The following is a 19,714-nucleotide window of genomic DNA, read 5'->3' as shown; positions in this document are numbered from 1 at the left end:
GAGGGGGATGCGGCCTGTGAAACGGTTTGGTCGGAGTGGGAAGGCCCTGGGGATAGCAGCCGTCCTAATGGCGGCTCTGGTCCTAGTTTCGGTACAGGTGGGCAGCTTCCCCCTTTCTTCCAATGAAATATGGGACATCCTCGCTGGGGGACGGAAGGGGACCACCCAGGCCCAGGTGCTGTGGACACTCCGTCTGCCGCGGGTGTGGATGGGGCTGCTGGCCGGCGGGGCCCTGGGTCTGGCTGGCGGAGTCTATCAGACGCTGTTCGGCAATCCTCTGGCCTCCCCGGACCTGACAGGGGTAGCCTCAGGGGCTTCCTTGGGAGCGGCCTGCGCTATTGTGCTGGGGGCCGGAACCTCCGCCCAGATCATGGGAGGCGCCTTCCTAATGGGAATGGCCTCGCTGGTCCTGGTCCTGGCCCTGGTGCGCTGGGCCGGGTTGGAGCGGACGGGGACCTATATCTTGGCGGGGGTCATCATCTCCTCGGCGGCGGATGCCGGGTTGATGGTGCTGAAGACTGTGGCTGACCCGGAGGGAGAGCTGGCCGCCATTGAGTTCTGGACCATGGGCAGCCTGGCCGCTATGACGGCGGATAAGGTGTGGCCTGCGGCGGCTGCCATCCTTATCCCGGCCCTTCTCATCTTTCTGTTCCGGCAGCGGTTGCTCATCCTCTCCATGGGGGAGGAGAGCGCTCGGACCATGGGCCTTGCCCCTGGACCGTGGCGGAGCCTGCTGCTTGGTCTGACCACGCTGATGGTGGCGGCGGTGGTGTCAGTGGCCGGAGTGGTGGCCTTTGTGGGGCTGATTGCCCCCCACATCGCCTTCCTTCTCCTGGGCCGGCGGGGCGGACCCTATCTGCCGCTGTGCGCCTTGGTGGGAGGAGATATCCTGCTGGCCGCCGATCTGTTGGCCCGAAGCCTAGCCGGTGGAGGAGAGCTGCCTTTGAGCATCTGGACAGTATGTTTTGGTGTGCCGGTACTGCTGGCCCTGCTGGTGGGGCAGAGAGGAGGCCGGGATGGATAAGCTACTGGAGGTACGGGACCTCAGCGCAGGCTATCAGAGGCCGGTGGTCCAGAACATCTCTTTCTCTATCCGCAAGGGGGAGCTGGCCGCTGTCCTAGGGAGAAATGGGTGTGGAAAAACCACGCTGCTCCGAGGCCTGACTGGCGGGGCCAAGGTGATGGAGGGGACTGTACTCCTAGATGGACAGGACTGTGCCGGCTGGGACCCGAGGCGGAAGGCCCGGAAGGTGGCGCTGCTCCCCCAGAGGGCACGGCTGCTTCCCGGTCTGTTGGTGGGGGAGGTTATCGCCATGGGCCGTTACCCTTGGACGGGTCCCCTCTCCGGGGGAGACAGAGAGGAGCGGGAACGAGTTCGGGCGGCGGCGGCCCGGTTTGAAGTGGATCACCTGCTGGACCGGGACTGTGCCCAACTCAGCGAGGGACAACGCCAGCTAGTCCAGTTGGCACGATTGGCAGCCCAGGACGCCCCGATCCTGCTGCTGGACGAGCCCAACACTGCCCTGGACTTTGACAATACCGCCCTGCTCTTTGACCGGATCACTCAGATGGTGGAGGGGGAAAAGTGCGCCCTGATGGTCCTCCATGACCCGGCCCTGGCCTTGGACCGCTGTCACCGGCTGCTCCTGCTGGACGGAGGAAGGCTGGTGGACGATATTACAGTGGCCGAACGGAGGGAGGAGGAACTCCAGGCGGCATTGAGAAGGCTGTATCCCTCCATCCGTGTCCGCCGGGAAGCGGAGGGCAGGTTTTACTGTCTGCCCGATTGAACGGGAAGCGGCGCCCTTTAATAGGGCGTCGTTTTTTGTTTGTCAAAGGAGAAAAAGGATGGTATAATAGCCGCTGAATGATGATGCCGCCAGGCAAGAGTCAATTTGGCTGTGCCGCTGCGGCATCCCGTGGATTATGACGGACATCTGTGCCGATCAAGATATGGAGGGGAACGCTTTGCTGACCATCGACCGGTATGTCAAGGCCCAAAGTCTGAAGGAGGCCTATGAGCTGTGTCAGAAGCGCAATAACGTGGTGCTGGGGGGAATGCTCTGGCTGAAGATGCAGGACAGAAAGGTGGGCGCCGCCATTGATCTGTGCGGCCTAGGGCTGGACCAGATCACGGAGAGGGAGGACGCCTTTGAGATAGGGGCCATGGTGTCCCTGCGGGAGCTGGAGAAACACCCTGGGCTCAACGAGCTGACAAGGGGGGCCATCTCTAACAGCGTGGAGCATATCGTGGGGGTACAGTTCCGGAACTGTGCCACTGTGGGAGGAAGCGTCTTTGGACGCTTCGGCTTTTCCGATGTCCTGACCATTCTGATGGCCCTGGGGGCCCGCGTGGAGCTGTATCACGCCGGAGTGATGCCGCTGGCTGACTTCTGTGAGAGTCATATTTCCAGGGACATCCTTACCAAAGTCATTGTCCCCAAAGGTGTGACAGGGGCGGTATACCTGTCCCAGCGAAACAGCGCCACTGATTTTCCTCTCCTCGCCTGCGCCATTGTCCGCCGGGAGGAGGAATATCGGGTGGCGGTGGGCGCCCGTCCTATGGTGGCCCGGACCTATAGCGATGAGAGAGGCCTGCTGGCCGGAGGTATTACCCGGGAAATCGCCCAGGCATTCGCCCTTGAACTGTCCCAGCGAGTGAAGCTAGGGGGAAACGCCCTGGGCAGCGAAGAGAGCCGAAGGGCGCTCTGTCCGGTTTTGGTCCGCCGGGGACTGCTGAAGCTGGAAGGGGTGGAGTGACATATGGAGATCAACCTGAATCTAAATGGAAGGGCTGTCAGCGCTTCGGTGCGGCCGGATACGCTGCTGCTGGATTTTTTGCGGGACCAGGGCTGCTACAGTGTGAAGCGGGGGTGCGAGACCAGCAACTGCGGCGCCTGTACAGTGCTGCTGGACGGCAGACCGGTTTTGTCCTGTAGCGTACTGGCGGCCAGAGCGGATGGCCGGACGGTCCAGACCCTGGAGGGCCTTCAGAGGGAGGCGGAGGCGTTTGTCACCTACATTGCCGACCAGGGCGCCGAGCAGTGCGGCTTCTGCAATCCCGGCTTTGTTGTCAATACCATTGCCCTGCTCCGGGAGAATCCGGACCCCACGGACCAGGAGATACGGACATTTTTGGCGGGCAACCTGTGCCGCTGTTCCGGCTATGAGGGGCAACTGCGGGGCATCCGGGCCTATCTGGACAGCAGAAAGGGAGGGAAGGCGTGATGGACCAGCAGGAGCTTAAGATCGTGGGCAAGGGGGTCAGGAAAAAGGACGCCATGGCCCTCCTCCTGGGCAAGCCCGCCTATGTGGACGACGTGACGCCACGGAACTGTCTGGTGGTCAAGGTGCTGCGTAGCCCCCACGCCCACGCTCTAATTGAGGAGATCGACACGGAAAACGCCGAGAGCATTCCCGGCGTGGCTGCCATCTTCACCTATAAGGATGTGCCCCAAAAGCGGTTCACGATGGCCGGACAGACCTATCCAGAGCCCTCCCCCTACGACCGTCTCATTTTGGACCGGCGGGTGCGCTTTGTGGGAGACGCTGTGGCCATCGTGGCCGGGGAGGACGAAGGGGCGGTGGACCGGGCGCTGAAGCGCATTCGGGTTCGCTACCAGGTCCTCCAGCCTGTACTGGACTACCACACCGCCAAGGACAACATGATCCTGGTCCACCCTGAGGAGGACTGGCGGTCCCTGTGCCCTGTGGGGGCGGACAACCGCCGCAACCTGTGCGCCAGCGAGAGCTGCCAGGACGGGGATGTGGACCAGGTGCTCGCCCAGTGTGATATCGTGGTAGAGGGGACCTATCACACCAAAGCCTGCCAGCAGGCCATGATGGAGACCTTCCGCACCTATACGGAGATGGACCCCTATGGCCGGCTCCATGTGGTCAGCTCCACTCAGATCGTATTCCATGTCAGGCGTATTCTGGCCAACGCTCTGGATATCCCAAAATCCAAGATCCATGTGGAGAAGCCCCGCATCGGCGGCGGCTTCGGGGCCAAGCAGACGGTGGTGGCCGAGGTATACCCCGCTCTGGTCACCTGGAAGACGGGCCGGCCGGCCAAGATGATCTATACCCGGCAGGAGTGCCAGACTGCCGGCTCTCCCCGCCACGAGATGGAGATCAAGGTGCGCTTGGGAGCCAGCCTGGATGGGACCATCCGGGCCCTGGATGTGTATACCTTATCCAATACCGGGGCCTACGGTGAGCACGGCCCTACCACAGTGGGGCTGTCCGGCCACAAATCCATTCCCCTGTATACCAACAGCCTGGAGGCCTTCCGCTTCGCTTATGACGTGGTGTACACCAATGTCCAGTCTGCCGGGGCCTACCGGGGTTATGGGGCCACTCAGGGCATCTTTGCTGTGGAGTCGGCGGTGAACGAGCTGGCCGACCGGCTTGGGGTGGACCCGGTGGCCCTGCGGGAGAAGAATATGGTCCGCCAGGGGCAGGTCATGCCCGCCTATTATAACGAGCGGGCGGACGCCTGCGCCCTGGACCGGTGCATGACCCGCTGTAAGGAGCTGTTCCACTGGGAGGAGAAGTACCCCGTCCGGGATTTGGGCGGCGGAAAGATTCGGGCGGCAGGCGTAGCCATGGCCATGCAGGGGTCCGGAATCTCTGGGGTGGACGTGGGCTCCGCCACTATCAAGCTGAGTGACGAGGGATTTTTTAACCTGACCATCGGCGCCGCGGACATGGGGACTGGGTGCGATACTATATTGGCCCAGATGGCCGCCGAGTGTATGGAGTGCGAGGTGGATGAAGTAGCTGTCTTTGGCGCTGACTCCGACGCCTCCCCCTATGATTCCGGCTCCTATGCCTCCAGCACCACCTATGTCACCGGAAAGGCTGTGGAGAAAGCCTGTGCCGAGTTAAAAGAGCGGCTTTGCGCCATTGGGGCGGAGCTGCTGGACTGCCCCAGAGAGGAAGTGGAGTACGCCAGGAAGGCGGTGCGTCGGTTGGACGGATCCGCCCAGGTATCCCTCTTTGATATCGCTACCAAGTCCATGTGCGGAAACGGAACAGCGGTCCAGACCACGGTTTCCCACTCCTCCCCCATCTCGCCGCCGCCCTTTATGGTAGGCATGGCCGAGGTGGAGGTGGACAAAGAAACTGGAGCTGTAAAGGTTTTAAACTATACGGCCGTGGTGGACTGCGGCACGCCCATCAACCCCAATCTGGCCAGAGTCCAGACCGAGGGGGGCATTGTTCAGGGGATTGGCATGGCACTGTTTGAGGATGTGACCTACAACAGGGAGGGGCGTATCCGGGAGGATTCCCTCATGCGCTATAAGATCCCAACCCGTCTGGATATGGGCAGGCTTCAGGTGGAATTTGAATCCAGCTATGAGCAGACTGGCCCCTTTGGCGCAAAGTCAATTGGGGAGATCGTCATCAATACGCCGGCCCCAGCTATCGCCCATGCCGTGTACCGGGCCACCGGCCTGCGGCACCACTCCCTGCCCATCACGCCGGAAAAGGTGCTCCTTGGCCGGGATGAGTAAACACATCCTCTATCTGGCCGCAGGCAGCGGCCGCCGGTTTGGAAGCAACAAGCTGCTCTACAACTGGAAAGGAAAATCACTTTATAGATATGGCCTGGATATGCTGGCTGATTTGATCCAAAGACGGGAAGACTGTACCTTGACCGTGGTCTCCAGTTATCTGGAGATTCGGGAGATGGCCGCCGCGTTAGGCGCCAGGGTTGTGGATAGCCCTGAAAGTGACAAGGGATTATCCTTTACAATAAAGAGCGCTATCCAAGCTTTGGATGGATTCGCTCCAGAGGATTTTTTGCTGTTTGCCGTGGCGGACCAGCCCTGGCTGGGGGCGGGGACTGTGTCCCGACTGCTGGATGCGGCCCGGCCCGGACTGCTGGCCGCCACCGCCGCCTGGGGAGATAGGGTAGGCAATCCCACCCTCTTTTCAGCGGAGCTGATACCCCAATTATTGGATCTCACCGGCGACCGGGGTGGACGGGCTGTCCTGGAGGCCTGTGGGGAACGGTGTCAGCGAATCCAGGTGGACACCCCACGGGAACTTGAGGATGTGGATACTAGACAGGCTCTGGAAGAAAATGGATCAGAAGCCTGAAACATTGTCCAAGTACGGCAAAGGAAAGGAAGAAAAACCATGCGTGTAATCTCCGGCTCGGCTAGAGGCAGAAGACTGAAGGAGCTTCAGGGGATGGATACCCGCCCCACCACAGATAAGGTCAAGGAGTCCCTATTCAATATCATCCAGTTCGAGATTGAGGGCAGAAGGGTGCTGGATCTCTTTGGCGGAACTGGTCAGCTGGGCATCGAGGCCCTGTCAAGGGGTGCGGACCACTGTACCTTTGTGGACATGAGAAAGGAGGCCGCCGCCCTGATTCGGGAGAACCTGAGGCTGACCGGCCTGAGTGAGCGGTCTCGGGTAGTCCAAGGGGACGCCCTGTCCTTCCTTTCCTCCTGCGGGGAAAAATTTGATGTGATCCTGTTGGACCCGCCTTACCACACGGAGCTGCTGGAAAAGAGCGTGGAGCGGATCACAGAGTTTGACATTCTTCGGGAACATGGTATAATAATCTGTGAAAGTGCGGCGGAACGGGAGCTGCCCGCCCTGCCGCCCCCCTATGAACGGGGGAGAGAGTATCGCTACGGCAAGATCAGGCTGACAGTCTGCCGCCGGGCGGGGAGTGATAGACGATGAGTACTGCCATCTATCCCGGCAGTTTTGATCCAGTGACTCTGGGGCACCTGAATATCATCAAGCGGGCTGCCGCCTGCTTTGACAAGCTGATCGTGTGCGTCATGGTCAATTCCAAAAAACAGGGGATGTTCACCCCGGAGGAGCGGGTGGAATTGCTGCGCCGCTCCACCGCCCGTTTCCCCAATGTAGAGGTGGATTTCTCCAACGAGCTGTTGGCGGAATACGCCAAGCGCCGTCGGGCTCATGTGGTGGTCAAGGGCCTGCGGGCGGTATCGGATTTTGAGCAGGAGGTCCAGATGGCGGTCATTAACCGCAAGCTGAATCCCAAGTTGGAGACCATGTTTTTGGCCTCCAGTGAAAAATATACTTACCTCAGCTCTACCATCGTGAAGGAGATGGCCCGCTACGGAGCCAATCTGGCGGACTTCGTCCCCAGAGAGATCGTCAACGATGTGAACCAGCGCATGGGGCAGATGGAAAGAAAGGAAGGGTAATGGCATGGCAAGCGGAGTAGAAGAATTGCTGGATATGCTCTTTGAGATGATTGACGAGGCGAAGAACGTCCCTCTCTCCGGTGATAAGTGTATGATCGAACGGGACCGGGCGCTGGATCTGATCGACGATATCCGAAGCCAGTTCCCGGTAGAGCTGTCTGAGGCCAGAAAGATGATGGCCAACCGGGCTGAATTGGTCGCCTCCGCAAAACGCGAGGCCGACTCCATCCGCAAGGCGGCGGAGGATAAGGCGCGCCAGCTGCTGGCGGAGGACGTCATCACCCTCCAGGCCAAGCAGAAGGCCAACGATCTGAAGCGGGAGACTGAGGAGCGAAGCCGGGATCTGAAGCGGTCGGCCAACGAGTACTGCGAAGATGTGCTGCGTCGTACGGAGGAGGCAGTGGCTGCCGCCTATGATGAGATCAAGAAGTCTCGGGCCAGCTTCCGGGCTGCCGCTGGAGCGTCTGCTGTGCCCCAGGCGGGGAGCACCGGCTCCCGGCCTATCTATGACGCCGCGGCTGACGAGGATTGAGAACAAAATGAAACAGCGCCGCTGGAAGGAAGCTTCCAGCGGCGCTGCTTTGTCTGAGTCAGGGGATCACGGCGAAGCGGGGGCGAATGGAGACTTAGCTTCACCAGGGCAGCCAGCCGTCCTCCCGGTCAGCCAGCACATCCATGGCCCCGTCCAGCATCTCGGCCGCCTCGGCCCGGGTCAGCTGATTGGATAGAGCTGCGGCGCCGGTGCTCTCCATTCGGATGACGCCGGAGGAGGCTAGGTTGGCCGCGGCCTGGGAGGCCCAGTGACCCTGGCTGTCAGAAGAAAATACCTCTACGGGCACATCAGTCACGTCCAGCAGGTTGTTTAGCATCACTGTGGCCTCGGCACGAGTGATCGGGGTATCCGCCCCAAAGACGGGGGCGCCGCTCTCATCTTTGGAGCCCTGGATGGTGCCGGCCTTCAGAGCCGCGGAAACAGAGCCCTTGGCCCAGGTGGGGATGGCGCTGTCGTCAGAGAAGCCGGTGAGTGTTACGTCCTCCATGGCTTCCAGACCAGACACGGCCATGGCCATGGTCAAGAACTGGGCCCGGCTGACGGGCTGCTTGGGGTCGAAGAAGTAGTGGCCGTTCATATACTGGCCCACATAGATGCCCTCCTCGGCCAGGCGAATCGCAGCCTTATGGGCGGGATTCCCCTCCATGTCGGCATAAGTCACCTTGGTGTCGGCCTTTTCGATGTGGACAGTGATCTTGGCCTCCGCGGAGGTGTTGCCAGCGGGGTCTACGGCTACATAAGTGAAGGAATCGCTCCCTGTCTTGTTCTCATAGGGGGTATACACGAACTGGCTGGAGCCGTCCTCTGCCAGAGTCACAGCGCCCCGGGCGGGGGTGGAGGTGAGCTGGAAGGACAGGGCGTCCCCCTCGCTGTCCACGGCGTCGAAATATCCGGTGATGGCCACGTTTTTATAGGTGGATAGCTCCATATTCCGAGCGATTGGGGCCTGATTTTCCTGGTCCAGAAGGTACAAGGTGACGGTAACGGGCCCGCAGTCCTGCGTGGGGGCGAGGCTGGGGGTGAAGGTAAAGGTGGTGGTGGTCACGGTGGGGACAGGAGAGCTCTGGAACCGGAGCCCGTCCAGAGCGGTACAGTCTACCACAGTGCCTACCTGGAGGGGCTGGCCGCCGATGACTAGTGTGCCAGCGCCGGGGTCAGGCAGGCTCTCGATGGTGATGGCAGTCAGCTGGGTCTTCTTATCTCCGGTGACCGCGAAGTCCTCCAGAGAGAAGGAGATGATGGTGCCGATAAGCCCGTTTTTGGAGAAGTCGTTGACAGCGGCGCTCTCCTTTTTATTCCAGAAGAAAGCGGAGGCGGGAAGGGACAGGGTAAAGGCCAGAGCCAGGGCTAGGATGGGAGCCATGACCCGGCGGAACGGATGAAAGCGATTCATGGGATACCTCCTTCAAAATTAGGTGTATCCCTATTCTTTTGCCATTGGAGCCAAATTATGCGAACACAGAAATTACCAGAAAAGATCCTGCCTTTTAGACAAAGCTCCCCGCATCCAGCAACGGATGCGGGGAGCTCCGGTCAGTCTGCAAACATGGGGGAGGAGAGATATCGGTCCCCAGAGTCGGGCAGGAGGACCACGATGGTCTTCCCGCGGTTCTCCTCCAGTCGGGCCAGCTCTCCCGCCGCCCACAGGGCGGCGCCGGAGGAGATGCCGGCCAGCACTCCCTCGGTCCGGACAAGCTCCCGCCCAGCCTGGAAGGCGTCCTGATCCCTTACACGGATAACCTGGTCGTAGACAGAACGATCCAGGGTCTGGGGAATAAAATTGGCCCCAATGCCCTGTATGCCGTGAGGGCCGGCTTGGCCCCCGGACAGCAGGGGAGAGGCGTCAGGTTCCACCGCTACTACCTTGATATTGGGATCTTGCTCCTTCAAATACCGGCCAGTACCGGACAAAGTCCCACCCGTCCCAACAGTGGCTACAAAAATATCCACGTTTCCATCTGTGTCACGCCAGATCTCCGGCCCGGTGGTCTGGTAGTGGGCACGGGGATTGGCTGGATTTTCAAACTGGCCGGGGATAAAGCTGCCGGGGATCGAGGCGGCCAGCTCCTGAGCTTTTCCCACCGCTCCCTGCATCCCTTGGGCGCCAGGAGTGAGGACGAGCTGGGCACCATAGGCCGCCAGCATGGACCGCCGCTCTGCGCTCATGGTATCCGGCATGGTTAAAATGACCTTGTATCCCCGTGCGGCAGCGATACAGGCTAGACCAATGCCAGTGTTGCCAGAGGTGGGTTCGATAATGGTGGCGCCTGGCTTGAGCAGACCCCGTTCCTCCGCGTCCAGAATGAGGGACAGCCCCACCCGGTCCTTAGCAGAGCCGGCTGGGTTAAGGTATTCCAATTTCGCCAGAACAGTGGCGGTGAAGTGGTGGGCTTTTCCGTAGCGTGTCAGTGCCAGGAGAGGTGTTCCTCCCACCAGCGGCTCGATTCCAGTATAGATACGGGCCATGATGACCAACCTTTCTCCATTCAAAATGATACAAAGCAGCCAAGGATAGGCACTGCCTGTCCCAGTTGCCTGATATTAAAAATCATACCCCCGGCAGAGTTTTTTGTCAATTCGATTGCAAAGGACGGGAGATAGGGGGTATAATGCTCTTATCTCTTAGTATGTCAAGAAAGGAAAACCTATGAAAACAGGACTGGTCCTGGAGGGCGGGGCCCTCCGTGCCATTTTTTCCAGCGGGGTGTGCGACGGCCTGCTGGAGGGCGGTATCATGACAGACTATTTCATCGGGGTGTCGGCAGGGGCGGCCTACGGCGTCAGCTATCTGTCCCGGCAGCCCCGCAGAAATCTGGAGGTGGTCACTCGCTTTGCCCCCGACCGGCGCTACATGGGGATGCGTAATCTGGCGGATAAGAAGAATCAGAGTTATTTCGGTCTGGAGTTTTCCTATCAGACTATCCCAAACGAGCTGGTCCCCTTTGACTACGACGCCTTTCAGGCCTATCCCGGAAAGGCGGAGGCGGTGGTCACCAACCTGAACACCGGCGGGGCGGACTATCTGGAGATCCCCCGGCAGGACCGGGAGTCCCTGGTGCTCCAGGCTACCTGCGCCATGCCCCTGATGTTTCCCATCTATCATATCAACGGTCAGCCCTATCTGGACGGCGGTGTTGGAGACGCTATCCCATGGCGGAGGGCGCTGGAGCAGGGCTGCGACCGTGTTCTGGTGGTGCTGACCAGGCCCAGGGAATACCGGCGCAGGCCAGATAAGCTGCTGCCCCTGGTGCGGAAGAAGTACCGGGAATATCCCAATTTTGTGGCGGCTATGGAACAGCGGGCCCAGGTCTATAACCAGGACCGGGAGGAGCTCTTCCGCGCGGAGCGGGAGGGCCGGCTTCTGGTCATCGCGCCCCGTTCCACCCTGGGCGTCTCACGGACAGAGCGGAACACGGAGAAGCTGCGGCTGCTGTGGGCGGCCGGCTATCAGGACGCTGTGGACCGGCTGGAGGAGATCCAGGACTTTTTCAGCCGATGAGGTGCTGCCTCCTGTCCGCTGGGCAGTCCGACTCCTTGGCCGGCAGGGAGCAGAGCCCCTGATACCGCTCTACAAGGTCGGGCTGGAGGGCGAAAAGGGCCAGGATATCTCCCAGCACGGTAAAAAAAGCGGACATACGGCCTAACTGGCCGCTGTCCTGGTCCTGGGCCAGGAGTAGGGCCAGTATGACGGCTATGGCCAGCAGCTCCTGGCTGCCGCCGCGGAAAAGTTGACCCAATACAACCACCCCCGGTCATTCTATGCGCTGGCCGCCGGGGTGGTTTTTCGCGCCGCCTTGTCGAAGGCGCGGGACGGGTGAACCATGGATATCCATTGACGTTTCCAGGAGGATGTGGTATGGTCGTATACAGAAGATACAGGCAGGTGACAGGATGATCATTTTGGACCTGGAGTGGAACCAGGGATATGACAAGACCGTTTTAGACGAGGTCCTCCAGATCGGCGCGGTGCGGGTAGACCGGCTGGGTGGCCCCATTACAGATATCTTTTGCGCCTTTATCCGGCCCCGCGTCCACAAGAAGATGAAACAGATGGCCAGGTATCTGCCGGAGCTGCGGCGGTCCCTGGATTCGGAGACCACCTTTCCAGAGGCCATGGGAGCCTTCCTGGATTGGTGCGGCGAAGAGCGGGAATTTGGCGCCTGGGGCAGCGGCGATATGGAGGTGCTGGCCCAGAACTGCCGGTACTGGAAGATGGAGGCCGACCTGTCAAAAAAGGTGTGGGACCTCCAGCGCGCGTTCTCCATCACTGTGGGCACAGGCCAGAGCGTGGCTCTGTACCGGGCGGTGGAATACTGCGGCGTTCCAGCGCCCTTTGAATTTCACAACGCGCTGAACGACTGCGTCTATACGGCGGTGGTCAGCCAGTGGATCTCCCCGGCGGCTATCGACGAGCTGTCGTCGCCCGCTTGGGTAAAAAAATTTACCTGGACCTCTGAACCGGAGGGGAGCAGCCGCGAGATCGGGCCATTTCAAACGGCCAGGAGCGGACTGAATAGCCGAACCAGCCGTCTGATGAGCTGCCCGCTGTGCGGGGAGAAAGGTTGGGTCATCCAGTGGCGCTCCAGACGGGAGGGAGTCTATTTCGGTACCTTCCCCTGCCGCGAACACGGCAGATTCTTGGTTCGGTTTGTGATGAGCCCTGGGGAGGACGGGCTGTTCCGGGGCAGGCTGTCCCTCCCACCTCTGACGGATGCCACCATCCAGGCATACTCCGAGGCCATGAAGGGTCAACTCCATTCCTGCAAGGCGCTGGGCGGCCGGCGGCGGAGGCGCGGCGGAAGAAGACGATCCGGGGACGAAGCGAGGGAGAAGGCGTCTTAAAAAAGAACAGCAGGGGGTGGACTGGCTTTGCTGGTCCGCCCCCTGTTCTGCTCAATTTAAGCACTTCTTAATATTTTCCCACTTGCAACTTAAACTCTGTATGTTATCCTTAGAGCAACAAGCACGGAAAGCGGGAGGAGAGGGACCATGTATACTATCCTGATCTGCGATGATGACAGGGACATTGTGTCGGCGCTGGATATCTATTTGACCAGTGAGGGCTATCAGACGGTCAAGGCCTATAATGGGAGAGAGGCGCTCAAGGCTGTGGAGCAGAGGGAGATCCATCTGATCCTGATGGACATCATGATGCCGGAGCTGGACGGGATTCGAGCCACAGCCAAGCTGCGGGAGGAGAACAATGTGCCCATTATTCTGCTGACGGCCAAGAGCGAGGACACAGATAAGATACTGGGGTTAAACATCGGGGCGGACGACTATATCACAAAGCCCTTTAACCCCCTGGAGGTCATAGCCCGGGTCAAGAGTCAGCTGCGGCGCTATACCAGCCTGGGAGGTTCAGAAAAGAGCACTGGCCTCATCACCGTTGGCCCGGTGTCCATGGATGACAGTGCCAAACGGGTCACAGTGGATGGAGAGCCCGTGGCGCTGACGCCCATTGAATACAATATTTTAAAGCTGCTGATCTCCCACCCCGGCCAGGTATTCTCCTCCGCCCAAATCTATGAGCAGGTATGGAACGATCCGGCCTACGGATCGGAGAACACGGTAGCCGTCCATATCCGCCATCTGAGGGAGAAGATCGAGATCGACCCGGCGGACCCCCGCTGGCTGAAGGTGGTGTGGGGGCTGGGCTACAAGATGGAGAAGGGAGGGGCCTGAATGGAAGCGGTACGGAAGAGCCCATGGGCTAAACTGACGGCTGCCTTTCTGATGCTGGCCCTTGCTTTTTCTAGTAGCTGGTTCGGATACAGGGCACTGACCGCTCTGTCCTGCGTGGGTGCCGAGAACTGGCAGCAGACGGGTATCTACTATGTTTTGCTGCGAGACCGAGAGGGCCAGCTGGCCGGCGGGGTGGCGGATGCCATCCAGCTGGAACGAAATGGGGAGAGCCTGTCTTATCTGGCTGTCCAGTCTATCCAGGAGAGCTTGGAGGAGCTGGAGGAGCGGATGGACGCTGAAAGCACCTGGTTTCGGTTTCAGGTCAAGACCGCCGACGGCGGCCAGGTCCTGGCCACCAATCTGAAGGAGGGGGAGACTCTCTCTGCGACGGTGTCCTCCGTGTGGTACTCCACCTTTGTGGTGGGCGAGCATTTTACACAGGAAGAATACGACCTCTATAACAGTGAAAATGATTATGTATTCTCAATCGGCGTGTCGGGACAGGGGAGCGAGCAGGTGCCGGGTGAGGCGGAGCTTGAGGGCAAGAGCGCCGTGGAACAGATGGTCATTGAGTGCGGGCTCCCACTGAACGTGGATGAGAGCCGGGCAGACGAATTTTACCAGCTATCCACCAGCTTTGACCAGGCCCTAGAGAGCTTCCGCCCCCGGTGTACCGCCGCTCTGTCCCTGATGGCGGCCAGTCTGCTGTGCCTGCTATTTCTGCTGTGGTCGGCGGGACATAAGGAGGGAAAAGAGGAGATCATACTCTCCTGGCAGGATAAGATATTCCTGGAGTTCCATTGGTTTTTCCTGTTGACTGTGGGGACCGCCCTGGCCGCCGGAGGCCTCTATTTTGGGGACTACCTGTACCAATTCATCGTGCAAGTCCATTTCTATTCCCAGGAGGAGCAGTGGGTGCTCTGGGTCATATATTTGGCCCTCTCCCTGCTCACAGCGGCGCTGGTCGGGGTCATCTGTCTGGCGCTGCGTACCCTGGTGGTCCGAGTTAAGGCCGGGGCGTTGGCGCGGACCACCCTGCTGTGCAGGGTGGTCGGGTGGACAGTGCGCACTGTCCACGAGCTGATTGTCAACCTGCCCTTCATCTGGAAGGTGCTCCTGGGCTTTTTGATCTATTTCTTTGCCAATGTCATGCTGTTTACCTCGGCCCGCTACAACGGCCTGGCGGGGCTGCTGTGGTTTGGCCTCAACGGTGTGGTGTTCCTCTTTCTGGCCTGGTGGGCCATCGGGTTCCACCGCCTGCGAAAAGGGAGCCGGGCTATCGCCGCGGGGGACTTGGAGCATCAGATCGACACCAACAGGATGTTCCATGACCTGCGTCTCCAGGCCGAGGACCTGAATAACATCTCGGTGGGCCTGTCCAGTGCTGTGGATGAGAAGATGAAAAGCGAGCGATTTAAGGCGGAGCTGATTACCAACGTGTCCCACGACTTGAAGACGCCGCTTACCTCCATTATAAATTATGTCAACCTGTTAAAAACTACGGAGCAGACCGACCCTAAGGCCCAGGAATACATTGAGGTGCTGGACCGCAAGTCCCAGCGGCTGAAGAAGCTGACGGAGGATCTGGTGGAGGCGTCCAAGGCGTCTACCGGCGTGCTGTCCGTCAGCCGGGAGAAGATCGGTATGGTCCAGTTGATCGACCAGGCCCTAGGGGAGTGGGAGGAGAAGCTGGCCGCCCGCCATTTGACCGTGGTAAGGAATCTTCAGGATGGGGAAACCTGGGTCTATGCTGACGGACGTCATCTGTGGCGGGTCATCGATAATCTGCTGTCCAACTGTGCCAAATATGCCATGGAGGGTACCCGAATCTACCTGGACCTGGAGCGGGGGCACGGACAGGTGGTCCTATCGGTGAAGAATATCTCCCGGGAGGCGCTGAACGTGGCGCCGGAGCGTCTGATGGAGCGGTTTGTCCGGGGGGATGAGTCCCGCACCACCGAGGGTTCCGGCTTGGGACTGTCCATCGCCCGAAGCCTGACTGAGCTTCAGGGGGGCATTTTCCAGCTGAAGGTGGATGGGGACCTGTTCAAAGCGTGTATCACCTTGCCCCAGGCGAATTGAGGGTAAACTGACAGACCGCCCGCATCTCGCGGGCGGTCTGCTTTTATATCCATACCGGCTGCATTAAGAGGGAAGCCGTACCGGAGAGCGAGTTCCCAAGGACATCCGCCGCTGCCAGCTTAGAAAACCAATAAATAAAAAAGTATATCCTTTTTACCGGGTTTGTGGTATGATGATAAATAGGATTTTTATGGGAAGCGGCAGAAGGCTGAAATGAGAGGAGAGTGGAGGGCATGAAGAGAAAATGGTATAAGATACTCTTTCCGGCGGCGCTGATGCTGCTGCTGTCCGGCTGCCTGTTCCAGTCTCCCCAGGACCTCTACCGCCAGCCGGAGAAGTCAGCCGGCTATGAGAAGCTGAACGCAGTCATTCAGGAGGTGCGCACCGCCCTGGAAATGGAGTTTGACGCCAGTGCGGAAACAGCAGTCATCCTGGCAGGCGACAATACTGCCACCATCCAGCTCCAGGATTTGGACGGGGATGGGACCCGGGAGAGCGCGATCACCTTCCTGCGTATCCCCAGTATTGAGAAGTCCATTAAAATATTTATCTTTACCCAGATAGGAGAGGAATACCGGGTGTCCGCTGTGGTAGAGGGGGACGGCTCGGCCATCTATTCCATAGACTATGTGGACCTGAACGGCAGCGGATATAAGGAGCTGGTGGTCAACTGGCAGATCAGCACTGGCGTATATCAGCTGGGTGTCTATACTCTGGACGAGCTGATGCTTCCAGTGTCCGGAGGAACGGAGGCTGCGGAGGCCGGCCCCACGGTATGGGGCGCGGCTCCTGCCGAGCGGGCGGAGCTGCTGGCTACTGAACTGCTGCTGACTCGGTGCAGTGCCGCTACGGAGGGCTCCTCCTTCTCCAGTGGTTACCGTCTGCTGGATATTGACCGGGACACCAGGAGCGAGGTAGCAGTGGTCCGTATTGACTCCGCTGGCGTGGGCAGCCATGTGGAGGTCTACGGATGGAGAGATGGAGCCATGGTCAGCTTGGGCAGCGTACCATTGTCTGCCGGCATCGTGTCCCTGACCCGTATCCGAGCCAATTACCTGGGAGGAGAGTTCTATCCACCGGCTCTCTATGTGACCAGCACCCTTTCCGACGGCCGGCGGGTGATCGATGTGCTCTCCTATCAGAATGGGCGGCTGACCAATCTAACAATGGATCCGCTGACCGGGGTAAGCCGGGAAGTCATGCTGGGCTATACTGAGGTGGACCCCACTGACATCAACGGCGACTATGTGATAGAGCTGCCCTCTCCCAGCCGCCTGCCGGTATACGGAGACAATGCCGCCACCAATTTCTGGCTGATCGACTGGTATCAGTATCAGGAAACAGGGGAGCGGGACCATGTGATGACCACCTATCACAATGTGACTGATTCTTGGTATCTGGTCATCCCACAGGAGTGGGAGGGCAAGATTACCATTTCCCGCAATGACCAGGTCATCGGCCAGCGTGAGGTTATTTTCTCTCTTTGGCAGGGCGAGGATAAGGAGCCTGTGCCCTTCCTAAGCATTTACCGGCTGACCGGGCTGAACCGGGCGGCCCGATCCACACGAGAGGGCCGGTTCGTTCTCCGGGAGGAGGAGAATGTGATTTATTCCGCTGCCTTCTATGACAGCGACTGGGACTGCGGCTTGGACGAGACCAGCCTGCTGGAGTATTTCAGGACGATCCAGGCAGACTGGTATAGCCAGTGACAGACGACGGAGGAAAACAGAGATGAGAAAAATTTTGGTCCTGGAGGACGAGGAGAATATTCGCAGCTTTGTGGTCATCAACTTGAAGCGGGCGGGCTACCAGACGATAGAGGCCGGAACCGGCGAGGAGGCGTTGGCCGCACTGAAGGCCAATCCAGGGATTAAGGTGGCCCTGCTGGATATCATGCTGCCTGACATTGACGGGTTTGAGGTCTGCCGCCGTATCCGGGCCATGGACAACAAAATCGGCATTATCATGCTTACTGCCCGGACCCAGGAGATGGACAAGGTAACCGGGCTTATGACCGGAGCGGATGACTATGTGACCAAGCCCTTCTCCCCGGCGGAGCTTACCGCGCGTGTGGACGCCCTATTTCGCCGTACAGGCGGGGATGAGACGGCGGCCAGCCCTGATGAGATTAGCGATCCCCCCTTTCTGCTCAACACTAGGAACCGGACACTGGAAAAGGATGGGCAGAAGGTAAAGCTGACCCAGGTGGAGTATTCCATCGTCAAGCTGTTTATGGAGAACCCAGGAAAGGCCCTGTCCCGTGAAGAGATCCTGGATACTGTGTGGGGAAAAGACTACTTTGGGGAGCTAAAGATTGTGGACGTGAACATCCGCCGCCTGCGGATCAAGATTGAGGATAACGCCCAAAAACCGGTGTTTGTCAATACGGTCTGGGGCTACGGCTATAAGTGGGGCAGTTAAGCCTGACGGCGTTTGGGCGTTGTCCTCCCCGCTCGACGGGTCCGGCCATAAATTCTTAGGCCCAGGGGGCTGGAGAATTTCCGAAGGCGGAATTTACTTCTGGGTACCTGCTCTATGGGAAAGCAACGCCCCAAAGCCGGTGTTTGTCAATACGGTCTGGGGCTGCGGCTATTAGTAAGGAAGCTGATGCTGAAAAAGAACTGTTGCCACCGCTCCATAAGGGGACAGAAAACGGGAAAGGAGGTGCTCCAGTGGCAAAAAAGATGGAACTTCACGATAAGGGTAAGATAAGAGGCATTCGTCGGCGCTGGCTGCTGAACAGCGTCGGCGTAGTGCTGTTGATTTTAGCTCTGGCCCTGGGCACCTTCATTGCCAGCCTGCGGAGTTACTATTATACAGGCACTACCGACGATCTGATGAGCCGGGCCAGTTCCACGGCGTACAGCTTCCGCAACTATACCAGCAGTGAGTATAGTACCGTGGCCCAGCGCACAGTCAGCGAATACGAGGAAAAGGGGCTGCTGGAGCTCCAGTTCCTGGACGAGACGGGGGCCGTTCTTTATTCAGGAAATGACTTGGCGGCCGGAACTACGCCGGATACGCCGGATATCCAGGGGGCGCTGGAGGATCAGGAGACGACCCCGTGGATTGGGCGGGACCCGAGTACGGGGGAGCGCATCGCTGCCGCCTGCAGCCCAGTGGTCTATCAGGGCCATACCGAGGGGCTGATCCGCTATGTCACCTCCATGTCAGGTATCGACCGCCAGTTCATCCTGACAGTGTCCCTCATCACGGTGGTCGCTCTGGCCATTTTTGCCATGGTCTATTTCTCCAACCTCTATTTTGTGCGCTCCATTGTGGAGCCTCTGGCCAGCATCACGGAAACGGCCAGACTCATTGCGGACGGAAGCTATGGAGTCCAGATCGAGAAGAAATTTGACGACGAGATCGGGGAGCTGACCGACACCATCAACGATATGTCCCTGAAGATACGCCAGTCGGAAAAGACCCAGAGTGAGTTCATCTCCTCGGTGTCCCATGAGCTGCGTACCCCCCTGACCGCCATCACCGGCTGGGCTGAAACCATGCAGAGCGGCGAGCTGCGGGACCCGGAGGATATGAAGAAAGGAATGGAGATCATCCTGTCCGAAGCCAGGCGGCTGACCAATATGGTGGAGGAGCTGCTGGAGTTCTCCCGTATTTCTGACGGCCGCTTTACCCTGTCGGTGGAGCCCCTGGATCTGAAGGCAGAGCTGGAGGACGCGGTGTATACCTATACCGAGTTCTTCCGTAGAGAGGGGATCGCACTGGAGTACACGGACTGCCCGGAGGAAATGCTGCCGATCTCCGGGGACCCCCACCGGCTGCGGCAAGTGTTCTGTAATCTGCTGGACAACGCCGCCAAGCATGGAGGTTCTGGAAAGCGCATTGATGTGTCTATCGCCCGAGAGGGGGAGGAAGCCGTCATCCGCATCCGGGACTATGGACCCGGTATCCCGGAGGGAGAGCTGCCATTTATTAAAAATAAATTCTATAAAGGCAGCTCTAAAGCACGGGGTTCCGGTATCGGTCTGGCGGTGTGTGAGGAGATTGTGGTTCGGCATGAGGGACAGCTGTTCATTGGAAATGCCGAAGGGGGAGGGTGCCTGGTGGTCATCCGGCTCCCATTAGACAAATGAGAACATAAGTTCTATTTTGCCTTGCTATTTTCGTTCAACTCTGGTACAATATCGGGGAGAATATTCAGAATGGGACGGTGAGACCTCTGGAGGAC

The 19,714-nt window shown here is 59.2% G+C and carries 19 protein-coding genes; 16 read left to right on the top strand and 3 right to left on the bottom strand.

What is annotated here, in order from left to right; all coding sequences use genetic code 11:
- Positions 1-7 precede the first annotated feature (7 nt).
- The 9 genes from OCV64_RS08470 to OCV64_RS08430 all read left to right on the top strand — a co-directional run bounded on the left by OCV64_RS08470 (position 8) and on the right by OCV64_RS08430 (position 7,731).
- Positions 8-1,024, top strand: coding sequence for a FecCD family ABC transporter permease (locus OCV64_RS08470; protein WP_186852462.1), 1,017 nt, complete (start codon positions 8-10; stop codon positions 1,022-1,024).
- Entirely contained in the window at positions 1,017-1,790 is a 774-nt protein-coding gene (locus OCV64_RS08465) for an ABC transporter ATP-binding protein (protein ID WP_186852463.1), read from the top strand. Before OCV64_RS08470 ends, OCV64_RS08465 begins: the two co-directional genes overlap by 8 nt.
- A gap of 178 nt (positions 1,791-1,968) precedes the next feature.
- Positions 1,969-2,760, top strand: coding sequence for an FAD binding domain-containing protein (locus tag OCV64_RS08460; RefSeq protein ID WP_186852641.1), 792 nt, complete (start codon positions 1,969-1,971; stop codon positions 2,758-2,760).
- 3 nt (positions 2,761-2,763) lie between these two features.
- Positions 2,764-3,228, top strand: a complete 465-nt coding sequence (locus OCV64_RS08455) for a (2Fe-2S)-binding protein (protein ID WP_147571228.1) — start codon at positions 2,764-2,766, stop codon at positions 3,226-3,228.
- The gene (locus OCV64_RS08450; protein ID WP_262669795.1) at positions 3,228-5,519 is read left to right on the top strand and encodes a xanthine dehydrogenase family protein molybdopterin-binding subunit; all 2,292 of its coding nucleotides are present in this window, start codon (positions 3,228-3,230) and stop codon (positions 5,517-5,519) included. Before OCV64_RS08455 ends, OCV64_RS08450 begins: the two co-directional genes overlap by 1 nt.
- A complete protein-coding gene (locus OCV64_RS08445) occupies positions 5,512-6,108 on the top strand; it encodes a nucleotidyltransferase family protein (RefSeq protein WP_262669794.1) in 597 nt (198 codons plus the stop codon). The genes OCV64_RS08450 and OCV64_RS08445 overlap by 8 nt, the downstream gene beginning before the upstream one ends.
- Positions 6,109-6,111: 3 nt before the next feature.
- Positions 6,112-6,705 carry a 16S rRNA (guanine(966)-N(2))-methyltransferase RsmD gene (gene rsmD, locus OCV64_RS08440; protein WP_262669812.1) on the top strand — a complete coding sequence of 198 codons (594 nt, stop codon included), beginning with the start codon at positions 6,112-6,114 and terminating at the stop codon, positions 6,703-6,705.
- Positions 6,702-7,199, top strand: coding sequence for a pantetheine-phosphate adenylyltransferase (coaD, locus tag OCV64_RS08435; protein ID WP_186852466.1), 498 nt, complete (start codon positions 6,702-6,704; stop codon positions 7,197-7,199). Before rsmD ends, coaD begins: the two co-directional genes overlap by 4 nt.
- 4 nt (positions 7,200-7,203) lie before the next feature.
- The gene (locus OCV64_RS08430) at positions 7,204-7,731 is read left to right on the top strand and encodes a hypothetical protein (RefSeq protein WP_147571224.1); all 528 of its coding nucleotides are present in this window, start codon (positions 7,204-7,206) and stop codon (positions 7,729-7,731) included.
- 100 nt (positions 7,732-7,831) lie between these two features.
- Here OCV64_RS08430 and OCV64_RS08425 read toward each other — a convergent pair whose 3' ends face one another.
- Positions 7,832-9,145, bottom strand: a complete 1,314-nt coding sequence (locus OCV64_RS08425) for an Ig-like domain-containing protein (protein ID WP_262669793.1) — start codon at positions 9,143-9,145, stop codon at positions 7,832-7,834.
- A 140-nt stretch (positions 9,146-9,285) separates the two neighbouring features.
- The gene (gene cysK, locus OCV64_RS08420) at positions 9,286-10,218 is read right to left on the bottom strand and encodes a cysteine synthase A (protein WP_240288907.1); all 933 of its coding nucleotides are present in this window, start codon (positions 10,216-10,218) and stop codon (positions 9,286-9,288) included.
- Positions 10,219-10,399: 181 nt separating this feature from the next.
- Here cysK and OCV64_RS08415 point away from each other — a divergent pair, with 181 nt between their 5' ends.
- Positions 10,400-11,251, top strand: coding sequence for a patatin-like phospholipase family protein (locus tag OCV64_RS08415; RefSeq protein WP_186852468.1), 852 nt, complete (start codon positions 10,400-10,402; stop codon positions 11,249-11,251).
- On the opposite strand, the gene OCV64_RS08410 is transcribed toward OCV64_RS08415, so the two are convergent.
- Complete coding sequence (locus OCV64_RS08410; protein ID WP_262669792.1) at positions 11,241-11,489, bottom strand: hypothetical protein; 249 nt, start codon at positions 11,487-11,489, stop codon at positions 11,241-11,243. The two genes, OCV64_RS08415 and OCV64_RS08410, sit on opposite strands and share 11 nt — an antisense overlap.
- 154 nt (positions 11,490-11,643) lie before the next feature.
- On the opposite strand from OCV64_RS08410, the gene OCV64_RS08405 reads away from it, so the two are divergent.
- From OCV64_RS08405 to OCV64_RS08380, 6 genes are all read left to right on the top strand, one after another.
- Positions 11,644-12,594: a 3'-5' exonuclease gene (locus OCV64_RS08405; protein ID WP_262669791.1), complete on the top strand. Its 951-nt coding sequence runs from the start codon at positions 11,644-11,646 to the stop codon at positions 12,592-12,594.
- A 147-nt stretch (positions 12,595-12,741) separates the two neighbouring features.
- Positions 12,742-13,437, top strand: coding sequence for a response regulator transcription factor (locus OCV64_RS08400; RefSeq protein ID WP_147571219.1), 696 nt, complete (start codon positions 12,742-12,744; stop codon positions 13,435-13,437).
- Entirely contained in the window at positions 13,438-15,519 is a 2,082-nt protein-coding gene (locus OCV64_RS08395) for a sensor histidine kinase (RefSeq protein WP_147571218.1), read from the top strand. It begins immediately after the preceding gene.
- A 233-nt stretch (positions 15,520-15,752) separates the two neighbouring features.
- Entirely contained in the window at positions 15,753-17,228 is a 1,476-nt protein-coding gene (locus OCV64_RS08390; RefSeq protein WP_262669790.1) for a VCBS repeat-containing protein, read from the top strand.
- A gap of 22 nt (positions 17,229-17,250) precedes the next feature.
- Complete coding sequence (locus OCV64_RS08385) at positions 17,251-17,940, top strand: response regulator transcription factor (protein ID WP_147571216.1); 690 nt, start codon at positions 17,251-17,253, stop codon at positions 17,938-17,940.
- A 251-nt stretch (positions 17,941-18,191) separates the two neighbouring features.
- The gene (locus tag OCV64_RS08380; protein ID WP_147571215.1) at positions 18,192-19,619 is read left to right on the top strand and encodes a sensor histidine kinase; all 1,428 of its coding nucleotides are present in this window, start codon (positions 18,192-18,194) and stop codon (positions 19,617-19,619) included.
- Positions 19,620-19,714: the final 95 nt, after the last annotated feature.

Origin of the sequence: Muriventricola aceti (assembly GCF_025567565.1) — a bacterium.
Classification (GTDB): domain Bacteria; phylum Bacillota; class Clostridia; order Oscillospirales; family Oscillospiraceae; genus Lawsonibacter; species Lawsonibacter aceti.
This window is presented reverse-complemented; position numbering and strand designations above follow the sequence as displayed.

Coding starts and splice junctions, on each gene's coding strand:
- OCV64_RS08470 (WP_186852462.1), top strand. CDS start 8: ATGCGGCCTGTGAAACGGTTTGGTCGGAGTGGGAAGGCCCTGGGGATA.
- OCV64_RS08465 (WP_186852463.1), top strand. CDS start 1,017: ATGGATAAGCTACTGGAGGTACGGGACCTCAGCGCAGGCTATCAGAGG.
- OCV64_RS08455 (WP_147571228.1), top strand. CDS start 2,764: ATGGAGATCAACCTGAATCTAAATGGAAGGGCTGTCAGCGCTTCGGTG.
- OCV64_RS08450 (WP_262669795.1), top strand. CDS start 3,228: ATGGACCAGCAGGAGCTTAAGATCGTGGGCAAGGGGGTCAGGAAAAAG.
- OCV64_RS08445 (WP_262669794.1), top strand. CDS start 5,512: ATGAGTAAACACATCCTCTATCTGGCCGCAGGCAGCGGCCGCCGGTTT.
- coaD (WP_186852466.1), top strand. CDS start 6,702: ATGAGTACTGCCATCTATCCCGGCAGTTTTGATCCAGTGACTCTGGGG.
- OCV64_RS08430 (WP_147571224.1), top strand. CDS start 7,204: ATGGCAAGCGGAGTAGAAGAATTGCTGGATATGCTCTTTGAGATGATT.
- OCV64_RS08425 (WP_262669793.1), bottom strand. CDS start 9,145: ATGAATCGCTTTCATCCGTTCCGCCGGGTCATGGCTCCCATCCTAGCC.
- cysK (WP_240288907.1), bottom strand. CDS start 10,218: ATGGCCCGTATCTATACTGGAATCGAGCCGCTGGTGGGAGGAACACCT.
- OCV64_RS08415 (WP_186852468.1), top strand. CDS start 10,400: ATGAAAACAGGACTGGTCCTGGAGGGCGGGGCCCTCCGTGCCATTTTT.
- OCV64_RS08405 (WP_262669791.1), top strand. CDS start 11,644: ATGATCATTTTGGACCTGGAGTGGAACCAGGGATATGACAAGACCGTT.
- OCV64_RS08400 (WP_147571219.1), top strand. CDS start 12,742: ATGTATACTATCCTGATCTGCGATGATGACAGGGACATTGTGTCGGCG.
- OCV64_RS08395 (WP_147571218.1), top strand. CDS start 13,438: ATGGAAGCGGTACGGAAGAGCCCATGGGCTAAACTGACGGCTGCCTTT.
- OCV64_RS08390 (WP_262669790.1), top strand. CDS start 15,753: ATGAAGAGAAAATGGTATAAGATACTCTTTCCGGCGGCGCTGATGCTG.
- OCV64_RS08385 (WP_147571216.1), top strand. CDS start 17,251: ATGAGAAAAATTTTGGTCCTGGAGGACGAGGAGAATATTCGCAGCTTT.